This is a genomic window from Marinobacterium iners, from assembly GCF_017310015.1.
In the GTDB taxonomy this organism is placed as follows: domain Bacteria; phylum Pseudomonadota; class Gammaproteobacteria; order Pseudomonadales; family Balneatricaceae; genus Marinobacterium; species Marinobacterium iners.
This window is the reverse complement of the sequence record NZ_CP022297.1, coordinates 251958-269722: the sequence shown is the minus strand read 5'-3', so window position 1 is coordinate 269722 and position 17765 is coordinate 251958. Positions and strand designations below refer to the sequence as shown.

Genomic DNA, 17765 nt, shown 5'->3' with positions numbered 1-17765 from the left:
TTTTATTCGCCTTCTACACTAACCATGTAGTTGACCTTGTTGATCATCCCGCGCACAGCCGGAGTATCTTCCACTTCTACGGTGTGGCCGATACGGCGCAGACCCAGACCCTTCACACACTGAATGTGCTTGGGCAGCCGACCGATGGTGCTACGAGTCAGAGTTACCTTGATAGTATTCGCCATCGCTTAGCTCTCCAGAATCTCTTCAACGGACTTGCCACGCTTGGCTGCAACATCTTCAGGCGCCTTCATGACTTTTAGGCCGTTGATAGTTGCGCGTACTACGTTTACCGGGTTGGTAGAGCCGTAGCACTTGGCCAGTACGTTGTGAACGCCTGCCAATTCCAGAACGGCGCGCATTGCACCACCGGCAATTACACCGGTACCTTCTGAAGCGGGCTGCATGTAAACACGGGAAGCACCGTGACGGGCTTTAACCGGGTACTGCAGAGTGTGGCCATTGAGCTGGACGCTAACCATGTTACGGCGCGCCTGCTCCATCGCTTTCTGGATCGCAACAGGAACTTCACGTGCTTTACCGCGGCCGAAGCCCACACGTCCGTTACCGTCACCAACGACAGTCAGCGCTGTGAAACCGAAGATACGACCGCCTTTTACCACCTTGGCGACGCGGTTTACCTGAACCAGCTTCTCTTGCAGTTCACCGTCTTTCTGTTCGTGATTTGCCATAATAGAAACCTTTAGAATTCCAGGCCGCCTTCGCGAGCAGCATCAGCAAGAGCTGCAACACGACCGTGGTATTTAAAACCGGAGCGGTCAAACGCTACCTTGGAAACGCCTGCTTCTTTAGCACGGCTGGCGATCAGAGCACCCACTTTCTTGGCTGCTTCGATATTTCCGGTAGCACCTTCACGCAGATCTTTTTCTACTGTGGAAGCAGAGGCCAGAACCTGGCTGCCATCAGCAGAGATAACCTGCGCGTAAATGTGACGCGGAGAGCGATTCACGCAAAGGCGAACAGCACTCTGCTCGCGCATTTGCATGCGCGACCGACGCGCACGACGGATACGAGCTTGTTTCTTAACGTTCATGACCCTGCCTTACTTCTTCTTAGCCTCTTTACGGCGTACATATTCGTCAACATAACGAACACCCTTACCTTTATAAGGTTCAGGCGGACGGAATGCGCGAACTTCTGCAGCCACCTGACCAACACGCTGCTTATCAGCACCGCTGATAACGATCGTGGTGTTGTTCGGTGTTTCAGCTGTAACACCTTCGGGCAGTTCGTAATCGATCGGATGAGAGAAGCCAAGCGTCAGGTTCAGAACTTTACCTTTAGCCTGCGCACGGTAACCAACACCCAGCAAATTCAGGGTCTTGGAAAAGCCTTCACTTACACCAACCACCATATTGTTGACCAGTGCACGTGTAGTACCAGCCAGTGCCATGGACTGTTTGGCGCCATCACGCGGAGCAAAAACGAGCTGACCTTCAGCCTGCTCTACAGCAACTGAAGCATGAACATCCAGGCTCAGCTGACCGTTTTTACCTTTGGCTGTCAGAGACTGACCCGCCAGTTTAATCTCCACGCCTGCCGGTACTACTACGGGTTTCTTCGCAATTCGTGACATTGGAATACCTCTTAGAATACCGTGCAGATAACTTCACCACCGATGCCGGCCTTACGGGCAGCGCGATCGGTCATGACGCCTTTGCTGGTAGAGACAATTGCGATACCAAGACCATCTGCCACTTTCGGCAGCTCAGACGCGCTCTTGTAGATACGCAGACTGGGACGGCTTACACGCTTGATCTCTTCGATAACCGGCTTGCCTTCGAAATATTTCAGTTCGATGGACAAGACCGGCTTAACATCACCTTCAACGGAGAAGTCGGTGATGTAGCCTTCATCCTTCAGAAGATTTGCCACTGCAACCTTCTGTTTGGAAGACGGCATGGCAACATGGGCTTTTTCAGCCATGTGTCCGTTGCGGATACGGGTAAACATATCCGCGAGGGTGTCTTGCATACTCATGCTATTAACGTCCTCTTAAGTGCAGCGCAGTGCGGTAGCAGGCAAATTGCCTGCCCTGACCACTGAGCTTACCAATGACAAGCTTACCAGCTTGCCTTCTTCAGACCCGGAACATCGCCACGCATAGCTGCTTCACGCAGCTTGATACGGCACAGTCCGAACTTGCGATATACGCCGTGCGGACGACCTGTAACCTGACAGCGACGCTGCTTACGCACCGGGCTAGCATCACGCGGCAATTTCTGCAGCGCGACCTGTGCATCCCACACCTCATCTTCTGAGCTGTTCGGGCTTGCAATAATTGCTTTGAGCTCAGCACGCTTTGCGGCGTACTTGTTCACGAGATTCTCGCGCTTGAGCTCACGATTGATCATGGAAACCTTGGCCATTATTCAACCCCTGCCTTATTTCTTGAACGGGAACTGCAGAGCGGACAGCAGCGCACGACCTTCGTCGTTATTCTTCGCGGTAGTGGTGATCGTAATATCGAGACCACGCAGCTTGTCGACTTTGTCATAGTCGATTTCCGGGAAGATAATCTGCTCTTTGACGCCCATGCTATAGTTACCACGGCCATCGAAGGACTTCGGGTTCAGCCCACGGAAGTCGCGGATACGCGGGATGGAAACGTCAACCAGACGATCCAGGAATTCCCACATCTGCTGACCACGCAGAGTGACTTTGCAACCGATAGGCCAACCTTCACGAACCTTAAAGCCTGCAATTGACTTGCGAGCATTGGTTACGACCGGTTTCTGACCAGCGATTGCAGTCATGTCAGCAACAGCGTTTTCGAGCTGTTTCTTGTCGCCCAGTGCTTCACCAACACCCATATTCAGGGTGATTTTGGTAACACGGGGAACGGCCATGACGTTCGGGCAGTTCAGCTCTTCTTTGAGCTTCTGCTTGATTTCGTTTGCGTAAAGCGCTTTCAATCTGGACATTTGCACCAACCTCTCTTACTTAGCACCAACGATGGTTTCGCCGGTAGACTTGTAGAAGCGGACCTTGGTGCCGTCTTCGAGCAGCTTAAAGCCTACACGATCGCCTTTTCCGGTCTGCGCGTTAAAGATAGCAACGTTGGAGGTCGCGATAGCCGCTTCCTTCTCAACAATGCCACCCTGACGACCCAGCATCGGATTGGGCTTCTGGTGCTTCTTGATCATGTTGATGCCAGAAACGATCAGACGATCGTCCTGAAGCACGCGCATAACCTTGCCGCGCTTGCCCTTATCTTTACCTGCGATAACGATGACTTCATCGTCGCGACGAATCTTACGCATTATTTTACCTTGTCTTTTCCTGCTACCCTCTCATGCTCAAAAACGCCAAACCCTGCTGGGAGTGGCGTTTTTAACAAGACACTGTTAATAAACAGAGTCTTAGAGCACTTCAGGCGCCAGGGAAATGATCTTCATGAACTTCTCATTACGAAGCTCACGCGTTACTGGCCCGAAGATACGCGTTCCAATCGGAGCGTCGTTGTTGTTCAGCAGAACCGCAGAGTTGGTATCAAAGCGGATCAGTGAACCATCTGGACGACGAACACCTTTACGGGTACGTACTACGACAGCCTTAAGTACCTGGCCTTTCTTCACCTTGCCACGCGGAATTGCTTCCTTGACGGTCACCTTGATGATGTCGCCAACGGATGCGTAGCGGCGGTGGGAACCACCCAGGACCTTAATACACTGCACACGCTTGGCACCGCTGTTGTCAGCAACATCAAGCATCGTTTCAGTCTGAATCATGGTCTACTCCACAAACTGTATAAACCGTCACCACAACTGCCATTAGCAGCTGAGGTGAGCAGGCATAATGGAGCAAAGGCGCACTAGTTTACACCTTTGCTGCACGCTCTTCAATGCGAATAAGCGACCAGGTTTTGGTCTTTGAAAGCGGACGGGATTCGGCAATAGTTACCAGATCACCCATCTGACACTCATTCTTCTCATCGTGAGCATGCAGTTTGGTGGAGCGCTTTACAAACTTACCGTAGATCGGGTGTTTTTCCTTACGCTCAACCAGAACTGTGATGGTTTTATCCATCTTGTCACTGACGACCTTACCGGTCACAGTCCGAGTACGTTTTTCCGCGCTCATTTGGTCACCTGCATTTCGTTAAGTACTGTCTTAACGCGAGCGATGTCGCGACGAACCTGACCAAGCAGGTGAGTCTGCGCCAGCTGGCCAGTAGCTTTCTGCATACGCAGGTTAAACTGGTCCTTCAGAAGGCCCAGCAGAGCCTGCTGAAGCTCTTCAACGGACTTGTCACGCAGTTCAGTAGCTTTCATTACATCACCGTCCGTTTAACAAAAGTGGTTGATACCGGCAGCTTGGCAGCAGCCAGAGCGAAGGCTTCTGCAGCCAGCTCTTCGGGAACACCGCTCATTTCAAACAGCACCTTGCCGGGCTGAATCTGAGCGACCCAGTATTCCACGCTACCCTTACCTTTACCCATACGTACTTCAAGCGGCTTGGTGGTGATCGGCTTATCCGGGAAAACCCGAATCCAGATCTTGCCACCACGCTTTACGTGACGGGTCATGGTACGACGGGCCGCTTCGATCTGGCGAGCAGTGATGCGGCCACGACCGGTCGCTTTCAGTGCAAACTCACCAAAGCTGACCTTGCTGCCGCGCTGTGCCAGGCCGCGGTTGCGACCTTTCATTACCTTGCGGTATTTCAGTCGTTTCGGTTGCAGCATTGACGTCTACCTCACTTAGAACCTTTCTTCTTGGGCGCGTTCTTCTCGGCACGTACCTGTTCGATACCGCCGAGGATCTCACCCTTGAAGATCCAGACTTTAACGCCAATCACACCATATGTAGTGTGGGCTTCGTAGGTAGCGTAATCGATGTCTGCACGCAGAGTGTGCAGAGGAACACGACCTTCGCGATACCATTCAGTACGTGCAATCTCGGCACCGCCGAGACGTCCGCCAACCTGAATTTTGATGCCTTTGGCGCCCTGACGCATGGCGTTCTGAACCGCACGCTTCATAGCGCGACGGAACATTACGCGACGTTCCAGCTGACTGGCAACGCTCTGTGCAACCAGTTTTGCATCCAGATCCGGCTTGCGTACTTCTTCGATGTTGATGTGAACGGGCACACCCATCATCTGGGAAACAGCGTTACGCAGCTTCTCGACATCTTCGCCCTTCTTGCCGATCACAATACCCGGACGAGCCGTGTAGATGGTGATCTTGGCATTCTGTGCCGGACGCTCGATTTCGATGCGGCTCACAGATGCATTTTTCAGCTGCTGATCCAGGTACTTGCGAACCTGGAGATCGTTCAGCAGCCGTGCAGAGTATTCAGACTTGTCCGCGTACCACACAGAGGTGTGGTCTTTAACGATACCAAGCCGAATACCGGTCGGATTTACTTTCTGACCCATATTGAACTCTCCTAGCAGTCAGCTCTTAGTCGGCCACCTTGACGGTGATATGTGACGTACGCTTCAGGATGCGATCAGCGCGACCCTTGGCACGTGGCCGGATACGCTTCATGGTCATCCCTTCATCAACGAAGATCGTTGATACACGCAGCTCGTCAACATCAGCACCTTCGTTATGCTCCGCATTCGCAATAGCAGACTCGAGTACTTTCTTGACCAGGTGTGCACCTTTCTTCGTGCTGAACGCCAGGATATTCAGAGCTTCGCCCACAGACTTACCACGGATCTGATCAGCGACCAGTCGGGCCTTCTGGGCGGAGATGTTGGCGCCTACATGCTTGGCGATAACTTCCATCATCAACCCCCTTACTTCTTCTTGGCCTTCTTGTCGGCTGCATGACCGCGGTATGTACGTGTCGCAGCGAACTCGCCCAGTTTATGGCCTACCATGTCCTCGGTAATAAAAACCGGAACATGCTGACGACCGTTATGTACTGCAATAGTGAGACCTACAAACTGTGGGAACACAGTTGAACGACGTGACCAGGTCTTGATCGGACGACGCTCGTTAGCCTCGATTGCAGCCTCTACCTTCTTCAACAGGTGAAGGTCAATGAACGGACCTTTCTTCAGTGAACGTGGCACAGCTGTATCCTCTTATTTAGCCTGACGACGGCGTACGATCAGTTTATCAGTACGCTTGTTCGAACGGGTTTTGTGACCCTTGGTCGGCACGCCCCACGGAGTAACCGGGTGACGACCACCAGAGGTACGACCCTCACCACCACCGTGCGGGTGATCAACCGGGTTCATCGCCACACCGCGAACGGTCGGACGAACACCACGCCAGCGCTTGGCACCAGCTTTACCCAGCTGACGCAGGCTGTGCTCAGAGTTGCTCACTTCACCCAGGGTCGCGCGGCATTCGGACAGCACCTTGCGAGTTTCACCTGAACGCAGACGCAGTGTCGCGTAGGTTCCCTCACGGGCTACCAGCTGTGCTGAAGTTCCTGCTGAACGTGCGATCTGAGCGCCCTTACCCGGCTTCAGTTCGACACAGTGAACAGTACTACCCAGCGGAATGTTACGCAGCGGCAGAGTGTTACCGATTTTGATATCGGCATCATCACCAGACTGGATTTTGGAACCCGCAGTCAAACCTTTAGCCGCAATAATATAACGACGCTCACCATCGGCGTACTTCACCAGAGCGATGTGCGCAGAACGGTTCGGATCGTATTCCACACGCTCAATTACAGCGGGGATACCATCCTTGTTGCGACGAAAATCGACGATACGGTAATGCTGCTTGTGACCACCACCGATATGACGGGTGGTGATACGGCCGTTGTTGTTACGACCACCGGACTTGCTCTTCTTCTCGACCAGTGCGGAAAAAGGCTTACCCTTATGCAGATCAGCGCTGACCACCTTTACGAGATGACGACGTCCAGCAGAGGTCGGCTTTGCTTTAATAACTGCCATTGTTCAACCCCTCGTTATTCGCCTGCCAGGAAATCGATTTCGGAGCCTTCGGCCATACGGACATACGCTTTACGAACATCGTTACGCTTACCAAGACCACGCTGAGTGCGCTTGGTTTTGCCTTTGATGTTCAGAACGCTGACGCCTGCGACCTTAACATTGAAGAGTTCTTCAACGGCTCGCTTGATTTCCGGCTTGGTTGCATCTTTGGCCACACGGAAGACAACCTGTTCGCTGCCTTCTGCTACGATTGTGGCTTTTTCAGAGATGTGCGGTCCGAGCAGCACTTTATAAATGCGTTCCGGGTTCATGCCAGCACCTCCTCAATTTTCTTCAGAGCAGGGACTGTTACCAGGACCTTCTCGAAACCAACCAGGCTAACCGGGTCGATACCTGCAGCGTCGCGTACATCAACGTGCGGAACGTTGCGCGCAGCCAGATACAGATTCTGCTCGACGTTTTCGGTAATCAGCAGGGCATTGTCCAGCTTCAGCTCACCGAGCTTGGCAATGAACTGCTTGGTTTTGGGTGCTTCAAGCTGGAAGTCTTCAACAACAACCAGACGTTCCTGACGCACCAGCTCAGACAGGATGCAACGCATTGCAGCACGATACATCTTCTTGTTTACTTTCTGAGCAAAGCTACGCGGCTGCGCAGCGAAGGTAACACCACCCGAGCGCCACAGCGGCGAGCGACTGGTACCGGCACGGGCACGGCCAGTTCCCTTCTGACGGAAGGGCTTGGCACCACCGCCGGATACAGCTGAACGATTTTTCTGCGCTTTGGTACCCTGACGGCCAGCTGCCATATAGGCAGTGACAACCTGGTGAACCAGCGCCTCATTGAACTCTTTACCAAAAGCCAGATCGGAAACTTCAACCGATCCGTTGGCTCCAGTCAGATTCAGATTCATAACAATCCTCCTCAGGCGCGTGCTTTAACAGCAGGTTTAACGATGACATCGCCACCAGTGGCGCCCGGGATTGCTCCCTTGACGATCAGCAGGTTGCGCTCTGCGTCAACACGTACGACTTCAAGAGTCTGTACGGTGCAACGCTCGTCACCCATGTGACCGGCCATCTTTTTACCCTTGAAGACACGACCCGGGGTCTGGCACTGACCAATGGAACCCGGAGCACGGTGAGAAACGGAGTTACCGTGAGTCATATCCTGAGTGCGGAAATTCCAGCGCTTAACACCGCCCTGGAAACCTTTACCCTTGGATTGACCGGTAACATCGATCTTCTGACCTGCTTCGAAGCGCTCAACCGTCAGCGAATCGCCAACGTTGATTTCCTCGTCACCATTCAGACGGAACTCCCACAAACCGCGGCCGGCTTCGACACCTGCCTTGGCAAAGTGACCCGCTTCCGGCTTGCTCAGGCGATTGGCCTTCTTGCTTCCGGTGGTCACCTGTACCGCTGCATAACCGTCAGTTTCGACGGTCTTGATGCTGGTAACACGGTTCGGTTCCATTTCGATGACGGTGACTGGCACGGACACGCCATCTTCTGTGAAGATACGGGTCATACCCGCTTTACGTCCGATAAGTCCTACAGACATGTTTATACCTCTTGCCAGTTGTGTACGGGGCTGTCACCCGCTATGGCTGCCCTTTTCAGGCGCATTCCACAAATAGCGCTTCATTAATTGAATAATTAGCGCAGTGCTTATTAGCCGAGGCTGATCTGCACTTCAACACCCGCAGCGAGATCCAGCTTCATCAGTGCGTCGACAGTTTTTTCTGTCGGCTCAACGATGTCCAGCACACGCTTGTGAGTACGGATTTCGTACTGGTCACGCGCGTCTTTATTGACGTGCGGAGAGATCAGTACGGTAAAACGTTCTTTGCGGGTAGGAAGTGGGATCGGACCACGCACCTGAGCACCCGTCCGCTTAGCAGTCTCAACGATCTCCTGAGCAGATGAGTCGATCAGGCGATGATCAAAAGCCTTCAGACGAATTCTGATTTTTTGGTTCTGCATTCTGATCACGCATTTCCTGTAAGTTTTTTAACGGCAATAGCCGACCTCCCCTCGGATAAAGGGGACGCAAATTTTACCCAGTGGAGCCACCATCGTCAACCGAAAGTTTACTTTTTGACCAACCATGGCAACAGCTACAAAAAAGCCCTCCGAGGAGGGCTTTTTGACTCATGCTGTAATCAACAAGGATTACGCAATGATTTTGGCAACAACACCCGCACCAACGGTACGACCACCTTCACGGATAGCGAAGCGCAGGCCTTCTTCCATCGCGATCGGGTTGATCAGGGTAACGGACATCTGAACGTTGTCACCCGGCATTACCATTTCAACACCTTCCGGCAGTTCACACGCGCCAGTGATGTCAGTAGTACGGAAGTAGAACTGCGGACGGTAGCCCTTGAAGAACGGAGTATGACGACCGCCTTCTTCTTTGCTCAGTACGTACACTTCGCCTTCGAACTGAGTATGCGGCTTGATTGAGCCCGGCTTGCACAGTACCTGACCACGTTCAACGTCGTCACGCTTGGTACCACGCAGCAGCGCACCAACGTTCTCACCGGCACGACCCTGGTCCAGCAGCTTGCGGAACATCTCAACGCCAGTACAGGTGGTCTTGGTGGTGTCGCGGATACCCACGATTTCCACTTCGTCACCCACGTTCAGGATGCCACGTTCGATACGACCGGTTACTACGGTACCACGACCGGAGATGGAGAATACGTCCTCGATCGGCATCAGGAACGGCAGGTCAATTGCACGCTCAGGCTCAGGAATGTACTCATCCAGAGTCTCAACCAGCTTCTTAACGGCAGAGGTGCCGAAGCCGTTGTCGTCTTCACCGTTCAGCGCCATCAGCGCAGAACCTACAACGATCGGAGTGTCGTCGCCCGGGAAGTCGTACTGATCCAGAAGTTCGCGAACTTCCATCTCTACCAGTTCCAGCAGCTCTTCATCGTCTACCATGTCCGCTTTGTTCAGGAACACAACGATGTAAGGTACGCCTACCTGACGTGACAGCAGGATGTGCTCACGGGTCTGCGGCATGGGGCCGTCAGCAGCAGAACATACCAGGATCGCGCCGTCCATCTGGGCAGCACCGGTGATCATGTTCTTAACGTAGTCAGCGTGTCCCGGGCAGTCTACGTGCGCGTAGTGGCGAGTCGGTGATTCGTACTCTACGTGTGAAGTAGAGATGGTGATACCACGCTCACGCTCTTCCGGTGCGTTGTCGATACCGTCGAAGGCAACGGCTGCGCCGCCCCATACTTCTGCACAGACGCGAGTCAGTGCAGCGGTCAGTGTCGTTTTGCCGTGGTCAACGTGGCCGATAGTACCTACGTTAACGTGCGGCTTGTTACGTTCAAATGATTGCTTAGCCACGGTTATATCCTCTTAATTCAGCAATTGGCTTATCAGTTCTGCTTAATAACGGCTTCGGCAATATTCTGCGGAGCTTCGGAATAACCCTTGAACTCCATAGAATAGGTCGCACGACCCTGAGACGCAGAGCGCAGGTCAGTAGCGTAACCGAACATTTCACCCAGCGGTACTTCAGCGTTGATCACCTTGCCGGATGTGCTGTCTTCCATACCCTGCACCAGACCACGACGACGGTTCAGGTCACCCATCACATCGCCCATGTACTCTTCAGGGGTTACGACTTCAACTTTCATCATCGGCTCGAGCAGACACGGACTGGCTTCCTGTGCATACTTCTTAAGTGCCTGTGATGCGGCGATTTTAAACGCCATTTCGTTGGAGTCAACTTCGTGGAAGGAACCGTCGTACAGACGTGCCTTCAAACCGATGAGCGGATAACCGGCGATAACACCGTTCTTCATCTGCTCTTCGATACCTTTCTGTACCGCCGGGATGTATTCCTTCGGAATCGCACCACCCACGATCTCGTTCAAGAACTCCAGTCCTTCTTCATCACTCGGGCTGAACTCTACAACAACGTGACCGTACTGACCGCGACCACCAGACTGGCGAGCAAACTTGTGGTTTGCCACAACAGGCTTACGGATTTTTTCGCGGTAGGCAACCTGCGGCTTACCGATATTGGCCTCAACCTTGAATTCGCGACGCATGCGGTCAACGATGATATCAAGGTGAAGCTCACCCATACCGGAGATAATGGTCTGACCGGTTTCTTCATCAGTTTCAACACGGAAAGATGGGTCTTCCTGAGCCAACTTGCTCAGTGCAATGCCCATTTTCTCCTGGTCAGCCTTCGACTTCGGTTCTACTGCAACGGAGATAACCGGCTCAGGGAATTCCATGCGTTCCAGAACAATTTTCTTGTCCAGGTCGCACAGAGTGTCACCTGTGGTTACATCCTTCAGACCGATCATCGCCGCGATGTCACCAGCGCGTACTTCCTTGATCTCTTCACGGCTGTTGGCATGCATCTGCACCATACGACCGATACGTTCTTTCTTCTGTTTGACAGAGTTATACACACTGTCACCAGAATTCAGCACGCCGGAGTAAACACGTACGAACGTCAGGGTACCAACAAACGGGTCAGTTGCGATCTTGAATGCCAACGCCGCAAACGGGGCATCGTCATCCGCTTCACGTGTTTCAACGGTCTCAGCCTTGTCGTCGAGAGTACCTTCGATCGCCTTAACTTCTGTAGGTGACGGCAGGTATTCAATGACGGCATCCAGTACAGCCTGTACACCCTTGTTTTTGAACGCCGAGCCAGCCTGCATCAGGATGATCTCATTGTTCAAAGTGCGTGCACGCAGGCCTTCCTTGATTTCATCAACGGTCAGCTCACCTTCTTCAAGGTACTTTTCCATCAACTCTTCAGAACCTTCGGCAGCGGCTTCAACCATCTGCTCGTAGTACTGATCAACGGTGTCCTGCATGTCAGCCGGGATATCACCTTCTTCAAAGGTCATACCCATGTCATCTTCGTTCCACAGGATCGCCTTGCCGCGCAGCAGGTCTACAACACCCTTGAACTCATCTTCTGCACCAATCGGCAGATTGATGGGAACAGGGACGGCACCGAGACGCTTCTTCAGCTGCTCTTCAACCATGTAGAAGTTGGCACCGGCGCGGTCCATTTTGTTGACGAACACCATGCGGGGAACTTCATACTTGTTGGCCTGGCGCCATACAGTCTCGGTCTGCGGCTGCACGCCTGAAGAAGCACACAGAACCACGACGGCACCGTCCAGTACACGCAAGGAACGTTCTACTTCGATAGTGAAGTCAACGTGCCCCGGAGTATCGATGATGTTGACGCGGTGCTCATCGAACTGCTTCTGCATACCGCTCCAGAAACAAGTGACAGCTGCGGAGGTGATGGTAATACCACGCTCCTGCTCCTGCTCCATCCAGTCGGTAGTGGATGCACCGTCATGGGTTTCACCCATCTTGTGGCTACGGCCTGTGTAAAACAGAACACGCTCAGTGGTGGTAGTCTTGCCGGCATCAACGTGCGCACAGATACCGATGTTACGATATCGTGCAAGTGGGGTAGTTCGAGCCACGACTCAATTCCTCTGATGTTTAGAAGCGATAGTGGGCAAAGGCCTTGTTGGCTTCTGCCATGCGATGCACGTCTTCACGTTTCTTAACAGCAGCACCACGACCTTCAGCAGCATCAGCAAGTTCACCTGCCAGACGCAACGCCATGGATTTCTCGCCACGCTTACGGGCGGCGTCTACCAGCCAGCGCATGGACAGAGCCATACGACGGGAGGGACGTACTTCCACGGGCACCTGGTAAGTCGCACCACCTACACGGCGGGACTTGACTTCAACCAGCGGCTGAACAGTTTCCAGTGCTTTTTCGAACAGCTCCAGCGGGTCCTGCTTGGTGCGTTCTTCAATTTTGTCCATCGCACCATAAACAATGCGCTCAGCAACAGACTTCTTGCCGTGCACCATCAGGTGGTTGATGAATTTTGCCAGTGTAATGTTACCGAATTTGGGATCCGGCAGGATTTCGCGCTTCGCAGCGACGCGTCTTCTTGGCATTGGATAAGCCCTCTGTAATAAATTAAGGTCTTCAGGATATGCGGATTGTATTCACATCCGCCCTTACTCTTATCGTCTTTCGGTCTCGCTTTAACAGCTACGCAACCCTAAGCGGCCACCGGCTGGAACAGCTTCACCGTCGGAGCGACGGGATCAGGACTTGGGACGCTTGGTACCGTACTTGGAACGACCCTGTTTGCGATCGTTAACACCGGAGCAGTCCAGAGAACCGCGTACAGTGTGGTAACGAACACCCGGGAGGTCTTTTACACGACCACCACGGATCAGAACAACTGAGTGTTCCTGCAGATTGTGACCTTCACCACCGATGTAGGAAGACACTTCAAAGCCGTTGGTCAGACGCACACGACATACTTTACGCAGAGCCGAGTTCGGCTTCTTCGGAGTAGTAGTGTAAACACGGGTACACACGCCACGACGCTGCGGACATGCTTCGAGCGCGCGAACGTCGCTCTGCTGCACCTTGCGCTTACGTGGCTGGCGTACCAACTGGTTAATCGTTGCCATTAAGCAAACTCCACGTTTGGTTTTTTACCATCTTTATGAGCTGAACTTTGAGTCCAGCACGAAAGGGCCGGAATTTTAATCAATTCCGGCCCCTGACGTCAATTATTGAGCAATATTTACTCAGCGTCCGGCGAAGACATGGATGCATTGAGTGCTTCGGTCAGTGCCTGCTGCACATCTTCCGCACTCACGGTCATACCTTCTGTTGCCATCTGACGTTTACGCTTACGCTCGCTGTGGTATGCCAGACCCGTACCCGCCGGGATCAGTCGACCTACCACCACGTTTTCTTTCAGGCCGCGCAGGAAGTCGCGCTTGCCGGTTACCGCACCTTCGGTCAATACGCGGGTTGTCTCCTGGAAGGAGGCCGCGGAGATGAACGACTCTGTTGCCAGAGAGGCTTTGGTAATACCCAGCAGTACGCGCTCGTACTTGGCCGGAATTTTGCCTTCCGCATCAAGGCGCTTGTTCTGATCAATGATCGCGGCATACTCAACCTGGTCACCCGGGATGAAGTCGGAATCGCCGGTTTCATTAATCTCGGCCTTGCGCAGCATCTGACGCACAATTACTTCAATGTGCTTGTCGTTGATTGCCACACCCTGGAGGCGATAAACCTCCTGGATCTCGCTGACAATGTACTTGGCCAGTTCGGCTACACCCAGGATTCGCAGGATGTCGTGAGCGTTGGACGGACCATCAGAGATGACCTCACCCTTCTCAACCGTTTCACCCTCAAACACGTTCAGGTTACGCCACTTCTGGATCATGATCTCAACCGGATCAGAACCATCCAGCGGGGTGATCACGATGCGACGCTTGCCCTTGGTTTCCTTGCCGAAGGTTACGGTACCTGAAACCTCTGCCAGTACGGCAGACTCTTTCGGCTTACGTGCCTCGAACAGGTCGGCAACACGCGGCAGACCACCGGTGATGTCCTTGTTGACCGAACCTTCCTGCGGAATACGCGCAAGAATGTCACCGATCTGAACATCAGCACCGTCGTTCAGGTTGACGATCGCCTTGGCCGGCAACAGGTACTGGGCCGGCATTTCAGTGCCCGGGTGGAACACGTCGTTGCCCTGCTCGTCTACCAGTTTGACCATCGGACGAATGTCTTTGCCAGCCTGCGGACGATCCTTGCCATCCAGAATCTCAATGGTTGAGAGGCCTGTCAGTTCGTCGGTCTGACGTTTGATGGTGATACCATCTTCCATACCCACGTACTGGATGCGGCCCGCCACTTCGGTCACGATCGGATGGGTGTGCGGGTCCCAGTTGGCCACAACAGCACCGGCATCAACCTTGGAGCCGTCACGCACCTTGATGATGGCACCGTACGGCAGCTTGTAACGCTCACGCTCACGACCATGCTCATCGGTTACACCGACTTCACCGGAACGAGAGGTCGCCACCAGGTTTCCATCGGTACGCTCAACATACTTCAGGTTATGCAGGCGGATTTCACCACCGTTCTTGACCTGAATGTTATCCACAGCAGCGGCTCGCGATGCAGCACCACCGATGTGGAAGGTACGCATGGTCAACTGTGTACCCGGTTCACCGATGGACTGGGCGGCAATAACACCGACCGCTTCGCCTCGGTTAACCAGATGTCCACGACCCAAGTCACGACCATAGCAGTTGGAACAGATGCCAACCTGAGCTTCACAGGTGATCGCGGAGCGCACCAGAATTTCGTCAATACCGCTGTATTTCTCGTCATTTTCCAGACGATAAACCCAGGTTTCGTCAATCAGCGTGCCGGCTTCGATCAGTGTTTCCTTGCCGCTCGGGTCAAGCACATCCTGAGCCACGACACGCCCCAGTACACGCTCACCCAGAGTCACGATCACATCGCCACCCTCGATCATCGGCTGTACCAGTACACCCTTGTCGGTACCACAGTCTGGCTCGGTGATTACAACATCCTGTGCCACGTCAACCAGACGTCGAGTCAGATAACCAGAGTTTGCGGTTTTCAGAGCTGTATCCGCAAGACCCTTACGCGCACCGTGGGTTGAGATGAAGTACTGAAGTACGTTCAGACCTTCACGGAAGTTAGCCACGATCGGTGTTTCGATGATGGAACCATCTGGCTTGGCCATCAAGCCACGCATACCGGACAGCTGACGAATCTGTGCGGCACTGCCTCGAGCACCAGAGTCGGCCATCATATAAACGGAGTTGAAGGACTCCTGCTCGACCTTGTTGCCTTCGGCATCGATGACAACGTCGACTTTCAGGTTATCCATCATCTTCTTGGCCAGCAGTTCGTTGGCACGAGACCAGATGTCGATAACCTTGTTGTATTTTTCGCCCTGAGTTACGAGACCATCAGCGAACTGACGCTCGATCTCTTTAACTTCTTTATCGGCCTCGGCAATGATCTCGACCTTCTCGGCCGGGATTTCAAAGTCGTTCACGCCGATGGACGCGCCGGACATGGTCGCCTGACGGAAGCCCATGTACATCAGCTGGTCGGCGAAGATAACGGTGTCCTTCAGACCACAGCGACGGTAGGCTTCGTTGAGCAGGCGCGAGATCGACTTCTTCTTCATCGCCTGGTCGACCAGTTCGAACGGAAGGCCATCAGGCACGATATCGAACAGCATGGCACGGCCCACAGTGGTGTCCTGCAGTTCGTGACGCTCTTCCACATTGCCTTCGATGTCACGGATCACTTCCGGAATACGTACCTTGATACGTGCCTGAAGATGAACCTGACCGGCACCGTGGGCGCGCTGCACTTCCTTGATGTCAGAGAAGATCATGCCCTCACCCTTGGCGTTGATACGCTCACGGGTCATGTAATACAGGCCCAGTACCACGTCCTGAGACGGTACAATGATCGGCTCGCCGTTCGCCGGTGACAGGATGTTGTTGGTGGACATCATCAGGGCACGGGCTTCAAGCTGGGCTTCGATGGTCAGCGGTACGTGCACCGCCATCTGGTCACCGTCAAAGTCAGCGTTGTACGCGGCACACACCAGTGGGTGCAGCTGAATCGCTTTGCCTTCGATCAGAACCGGTTCGAACGCCTGAATACCCAGACGGTGCAGTGTCGGTGCACGGTTCAGCAGGACCGGATGTTCGCGGATAACCTCGTCGAGGATATCCCACACCAGCGGCTCTTCACGCTCAACCATCTTCTTGGCCGCCTTGATGGTGGTCGCATGGCCACGCAGCTCCAGCTTGGAGAAGATGAACGGCTTGAACAGCTCCAGTGCCATTTTCTTCGGCAGACCGCACTGATGCAGACGCAGGTACGGGCCTACCACGATTACGGAACGACCGGAGTAGTCAACACGCTTGCCGAGCAGGTTCTGACGGAAACGACCCTGCTTGCCCTTGATCATATCGGCCAAGGATTTCAGCGGGCGCTTGTTGGAACCGGTTATGGCACGACCGCGACGACCGTTGTCCAGCAACGCGTCAACGGATTCCTGCAGCATGCGCTTCTCGTTGCGCACGATGATATCCGGCGCGTTCAGGTCGAGCAGGCGCTTCAGACGGTTGTTACGGTTGATCACACGACGGTACAGATCGTTCAGGTCGGAGGTCGCGAAACGACCACCATCCAGCGGTACCAGCGGACGCAGATCCGGCGGCAATACCGGCAGCACTTCCATGATCATCCAGCCGGGATCATTGCCCGACTTCAGGAAGGCTTCCATCAGTTTGAGACGCTTGGACAGCTTCTTGATCTTGGTTTCAGAGTTGGTCTGCGGCAGCTCTTCACGCAGCTGTTGGCACTCTTCTTCCAGATCGATTGAAGCCAGCAGTTCTTTAATCGCTTCCGCACCCATACGGGCATCGAAATCGTCACCGAACTCTTCCAGTGCTTCAAAGTACTGCTCGTCGTTCATCATCTGACCGCGCTCAAGCGTGGTCATACCCGGATCGATCACTACGAAAGATTCGAAGTAGAGTACACGCTCGATATCACGCAGGGTCATGTCCAGCATCAGGCCGATACGAGACGGCAGTGACTTCAGGAACCAGATATGTGCAACGGGTGATGCAAGCTCAATATGAGCCATGCGCTCACGACGCACCTTGGTTTGAGTGACTTCGACACCACACTTCTCGCAGATGACACCACGGTGCTTCATGCGCTTGTACTTGCCGCACAGGCACTCGTAATCCTTGACCGGACCAAAAATCTTGGCACAGAACAGGCCATCACGTTCCGGCTTGAAGGTACGGTAGTTGATGGTTTCCGGCTTTTTGACTTCACCGTAAGACCAGGAACGGATCATATCCGGTGATGCCAAGGACACACGAATGGAGTCGAACTCTTCGGACTGTCCCTGGGACTTCAGCAGATTCAGCAAATCTTTCATTGTCTATAGCTCCTCGCGG

General features: G+C 53.6%; 25 protein-coding genes. All 25 read right to left on the bottom strand.

The window, feature by feature from the left end:
- Positions 1-2: 2 nt before the first annotated feature.
- The 25 genes from rpmD to rpoC all read right to left on the bottom strand — a co-directional run bounded on the left by rpmD (position 3) and on the right by rpoC (position 17746).
- On the bottom strand, positions 3-185 hold the full coding sequence (gene rpmD, locus CFI10_RS01325; RefSeq protein ID WP_091826425.1) for a 50S ribosomal protein L30: 183 nt from the start codon (positions 183-185) through the stop codon (positions 3-5).
- A gap of 3 nt (positions 186-188) precedes the next feature.
- Positions 189-692, bottom strand: coding sequence for a 30S ribosomal protein S5 (gene rpsE / locus CFI10_RS01320; RefSeq protein ID WP_091826423.1), 504 nt, complete (start codon positions 690-692; stop codon positions 189-191).
- Positions 693-703: 11 nt separating this feature from the next.
- The gene (gene rplR / locus CFI10_RS01315; RefSeq protein WP_091826421.1) at positions 704-1054 is read right to left on the bottom strand and encodes a 50S ribosomal protein L18; all 351 of its coding nucleotides are present in this window, start codon (positions 1052-1054) and stop codon (positions 704-706) included.
- Between the two features lie 9 nt (positions 1055-1063).
- On the bottom strand, positions 1064-1597 hold the full coding sequence (gene rplF / locus CFI10_RS01310) for a 50S ribosomal protein L6 (protein WP_091826419.1): 534 nt from the start codon (positions 1595-1597) through the stop codon (positions 1064-1066).
- Positions 1598-1608: 11 nt separating this feature from the next.
- Entirely contained in the window at positions 1609-2001 is a 393-nt protein-coding gene (rpsH, locus tag CFI10_RS01305) for a 30S ribosomal protein S8 (protein WP_206838304.1), read from the bottom strand.
- A gap of 83 nt (positions 2002-2084) precedes the next feature.
- A complete protein-coding gene (rpsN, locus tag CFI10_RS01300) occupies positions 2085-2390 on the bottom strand; it encodes a 30S ribosomal protein S14 (protein WP_091826414.1) in 306 nt (101 codons plus the stop codon).
- Between the two features lie 15 nt (positions 2391-2405).
- Positions 2406-2945 carry a 50S ribosomal protein L5 gene (rplE, locus tag CFI10_RS01295; RefSeq protein ID WP_091826412.1) on the bottom strand — a complete coding sequence of 180 codons (540 nt, stop codon included), beginning with the start codon at positions 2943-2945 and terminating at the stop codon, positions 2406-2408.
- A gap of 15 nt (positions 2946-2960) precedes the next feature.
- Positions 2961-3284, bottom strand: a complete 324-nt coding sequence (rplX, locus tag CFI10_RS01290; RefSeq protein WP_091826410.1) for a 50S ribosomal protein L24 — start codon at positions 3282-3284, stop codon at positions 2961-2963.
- A 99-nt stretch (positions 3285-3383) separates the two neighbouring features.
- Positions 3384-3752: a 50S ribosomal protein L14 gene (gene rplN, locus CFI10_RS01285; protein ID WP_091826408.1), complete on the bottom strand. Its 369-nt coding sequence runs from the start codon at positions 3750-3752 to the stop codon at positions 3384-3386.
- Between the two features lie 88 nt (positions 3753-3840).
- Positions 3841-4104 carry a 30S ribosomal protein S17 gene (gene rpsQ / locus CFI10_RS01280; RefSeq protein ID WP_010324095.1) on the bottom strand — a complete coding sequence of 88 codons (264 nt, stop codon included), beginning with the start codon at positions 4102-4104 and terminating at the stop codon, positions 3841-3843.
- Positions 4101-4295: a 50S ribosomal protein L29 gene (rpmC, locus tag CFI10_RS01275; RefSeq protein WP_091826407.1), complete on the bottom strand. Its 195-nt coding sequence runs from the start codon at positions 4293-4295 to the stop codon at positions 4101-4103. Before rpmC ends, rpsQ begins: the two co-directional genes overlap by 4 nt.
- Complete coding sequence (gene rplP, locus CFI10_RS01270) at positions 4295-4708, bottom strand: 50S ribosomal protein L16 (protein ID WP_091826405.1); 414 nt, start codon at positions 4706-4708, stop codon at positions 4295-4297. The genes rpmC and rplP overlap by 1 nt, the downstream gene beginning before the upstream one ends.
- A gap of 11 nt (positions 4709-4719) precedes the next feature.
- Positions 4720-5403 carry a 30S ribosomal protein S3 gene (gene rpsC, locus CFI10_RS01265; protein WP_091826403.1) on the bottom strand — a complete coding sequence of 228 codons (684 nt, stop codon included), beginning with the start codon at positions 5401-5403 and terminating at the stop codon, positions 4720-4722.
- Positions 5404-5428: 25 nt separating this feature from the next.
- On the bottom strand, positions 5429-5761 hold the full coding sequence (gene rplV, locus CFI10_RS01260) for a 50S ribosomal protein L22 (RefSeq protein WP_425270423.1): 333 nt from the start codon (positions 5759-5761) through the stop codon (positions 5429-5431).
- Positions 5762-5769: 8 nt separating this feature from the next.
- Positions 5770-6048, bottom strand: a complete 279-nt coding sequence (gene rpsS / locus CFI10_RS01255; RefSeq protein WP_010324100.1) for a 30S ribosomal protein S19 — start codon at positions 6046-6048, stop codon at positions 5770-5772.
- Positions 6049-6060: 12 nt separating this feature from the next.
- Positions 6061-6888, bottom strand: coding sequence for a 50S ribosomal protein L2 (rplB, locus tag CFI10_RS01250; RefSeq protein WP_091826398.1), 828 nt, complete (start codon positions 6886-6888; stop codon positions 6061-6063).
- A gap of 14 nt (positions 6889-6902) precedes the next feature.
- On the bottom strand, positions 6903-7199 hold the full coding sequence (rplW, locus tag CFI10_RS01245) for a 50S ribosomal protein L23 (protein WP_206838289.1): 297 nt from the start codon (positions 7197-7199) through the stop codon (positions 6903-6905).
- Entirely contained in the window at positions 7196-7801 is a 606-nt protein-coding gene (gene rplD, locus CFI10_RS01240) for a 50S ribosomal protein L4 (protein ID WP_091826393.1), read from the bottom strand. The genes rplW and rplD overlap by 4 nt, the downstream gene beginning before the upstream one ends.
- Before the next feature lie 11 nt (positions 7802-7812).
- Positions 7813-8451 carry a 50S ribosomal protein L3 gene (rplC, locus tag CFI10_RS01235; RefSeq protein ID WP_091826391.1) on the bottom strand — a complete coding sequence of 213 codons (639 nt, stop codon included), beginning with the start codon at positions 8449-8451 and terminating at the stop codon, positions 7813-7815.
- A 110-nt stretch (positions 8452-8561) separates the two neighbouring features.
- Complete coding sequence (rpsJ, locus tag CFI10_RS01230; RefSeq protein WP_091826389.1) at positions 8562-8873, bottom strand: 30S ribosomal protein S10; 312 nt, start codon at positions 8871-8873, stop codon at positions 8562-8564.
- A gap of 189 nt (positions 8874-9062) precedes the next feature.
- Positions 9063-10256, bottom strand: a complete 1194-nt coding sequence (gene tuf, locus CFI10_RS01225) for an elongation factor Tu (RefSeq protein ID WP_091826387.1) — start codon at positions 10254-10256, stop codon at positions 9063-9065.
- Positions 10257-10288: 32 nt separating this feature from the next.
- On the bottom strand, positions 10289-12382 hold the full coding sequence (gene fusA / locus CFI10_RS01220) for an elongation factor G (RefSeq protein ID WP_206838283.1): 2094 nt from the start codon (positions 12380-12382) through the stop codon (positions 10289-10291).
- A 19-nt stretch (positions 12383-12401) separates the two neighbouring features.
- A complete protein-coding gene (gene rpsG / locus CFI10_RS01215) occupies positions 12402-12872 on the bottom strand; it encodes a 30S ribosomal protein S7 (RefSeq protein ID WP_091826383.1) in 471 nt (156 codons plus the stop codon).
- 153 nt (positions 12873-13025) lie between these two features.
- Positions 13026-13400 carry a 30S ribosomal protein S12 gene (gene rpsL, locus CFI10_RS01210; protein WP_091826381.1) on the bottom strand — a complete coding sequence of 125 codons (375 nt, stop codon included), beginning with the start codon at positions 13398-13400 and terminating at the stop codon, positions 13026-13028.
- Positions 13401-13516: 116 nt separating this feature from the next.
- Complete coding sequence (rpoC, locus tag CFI10_RS01205) at positions 13517-17746, bottom strand: DNA-directed RNA polymerase subunit beta' (RefSeq protein WP_206838269.1); 4230 nt, start codon at positions 17744-17746, stop codon at positions 13517-13519.
- Positions 17747-17765 lie beyond the last annotated feature (19 nt).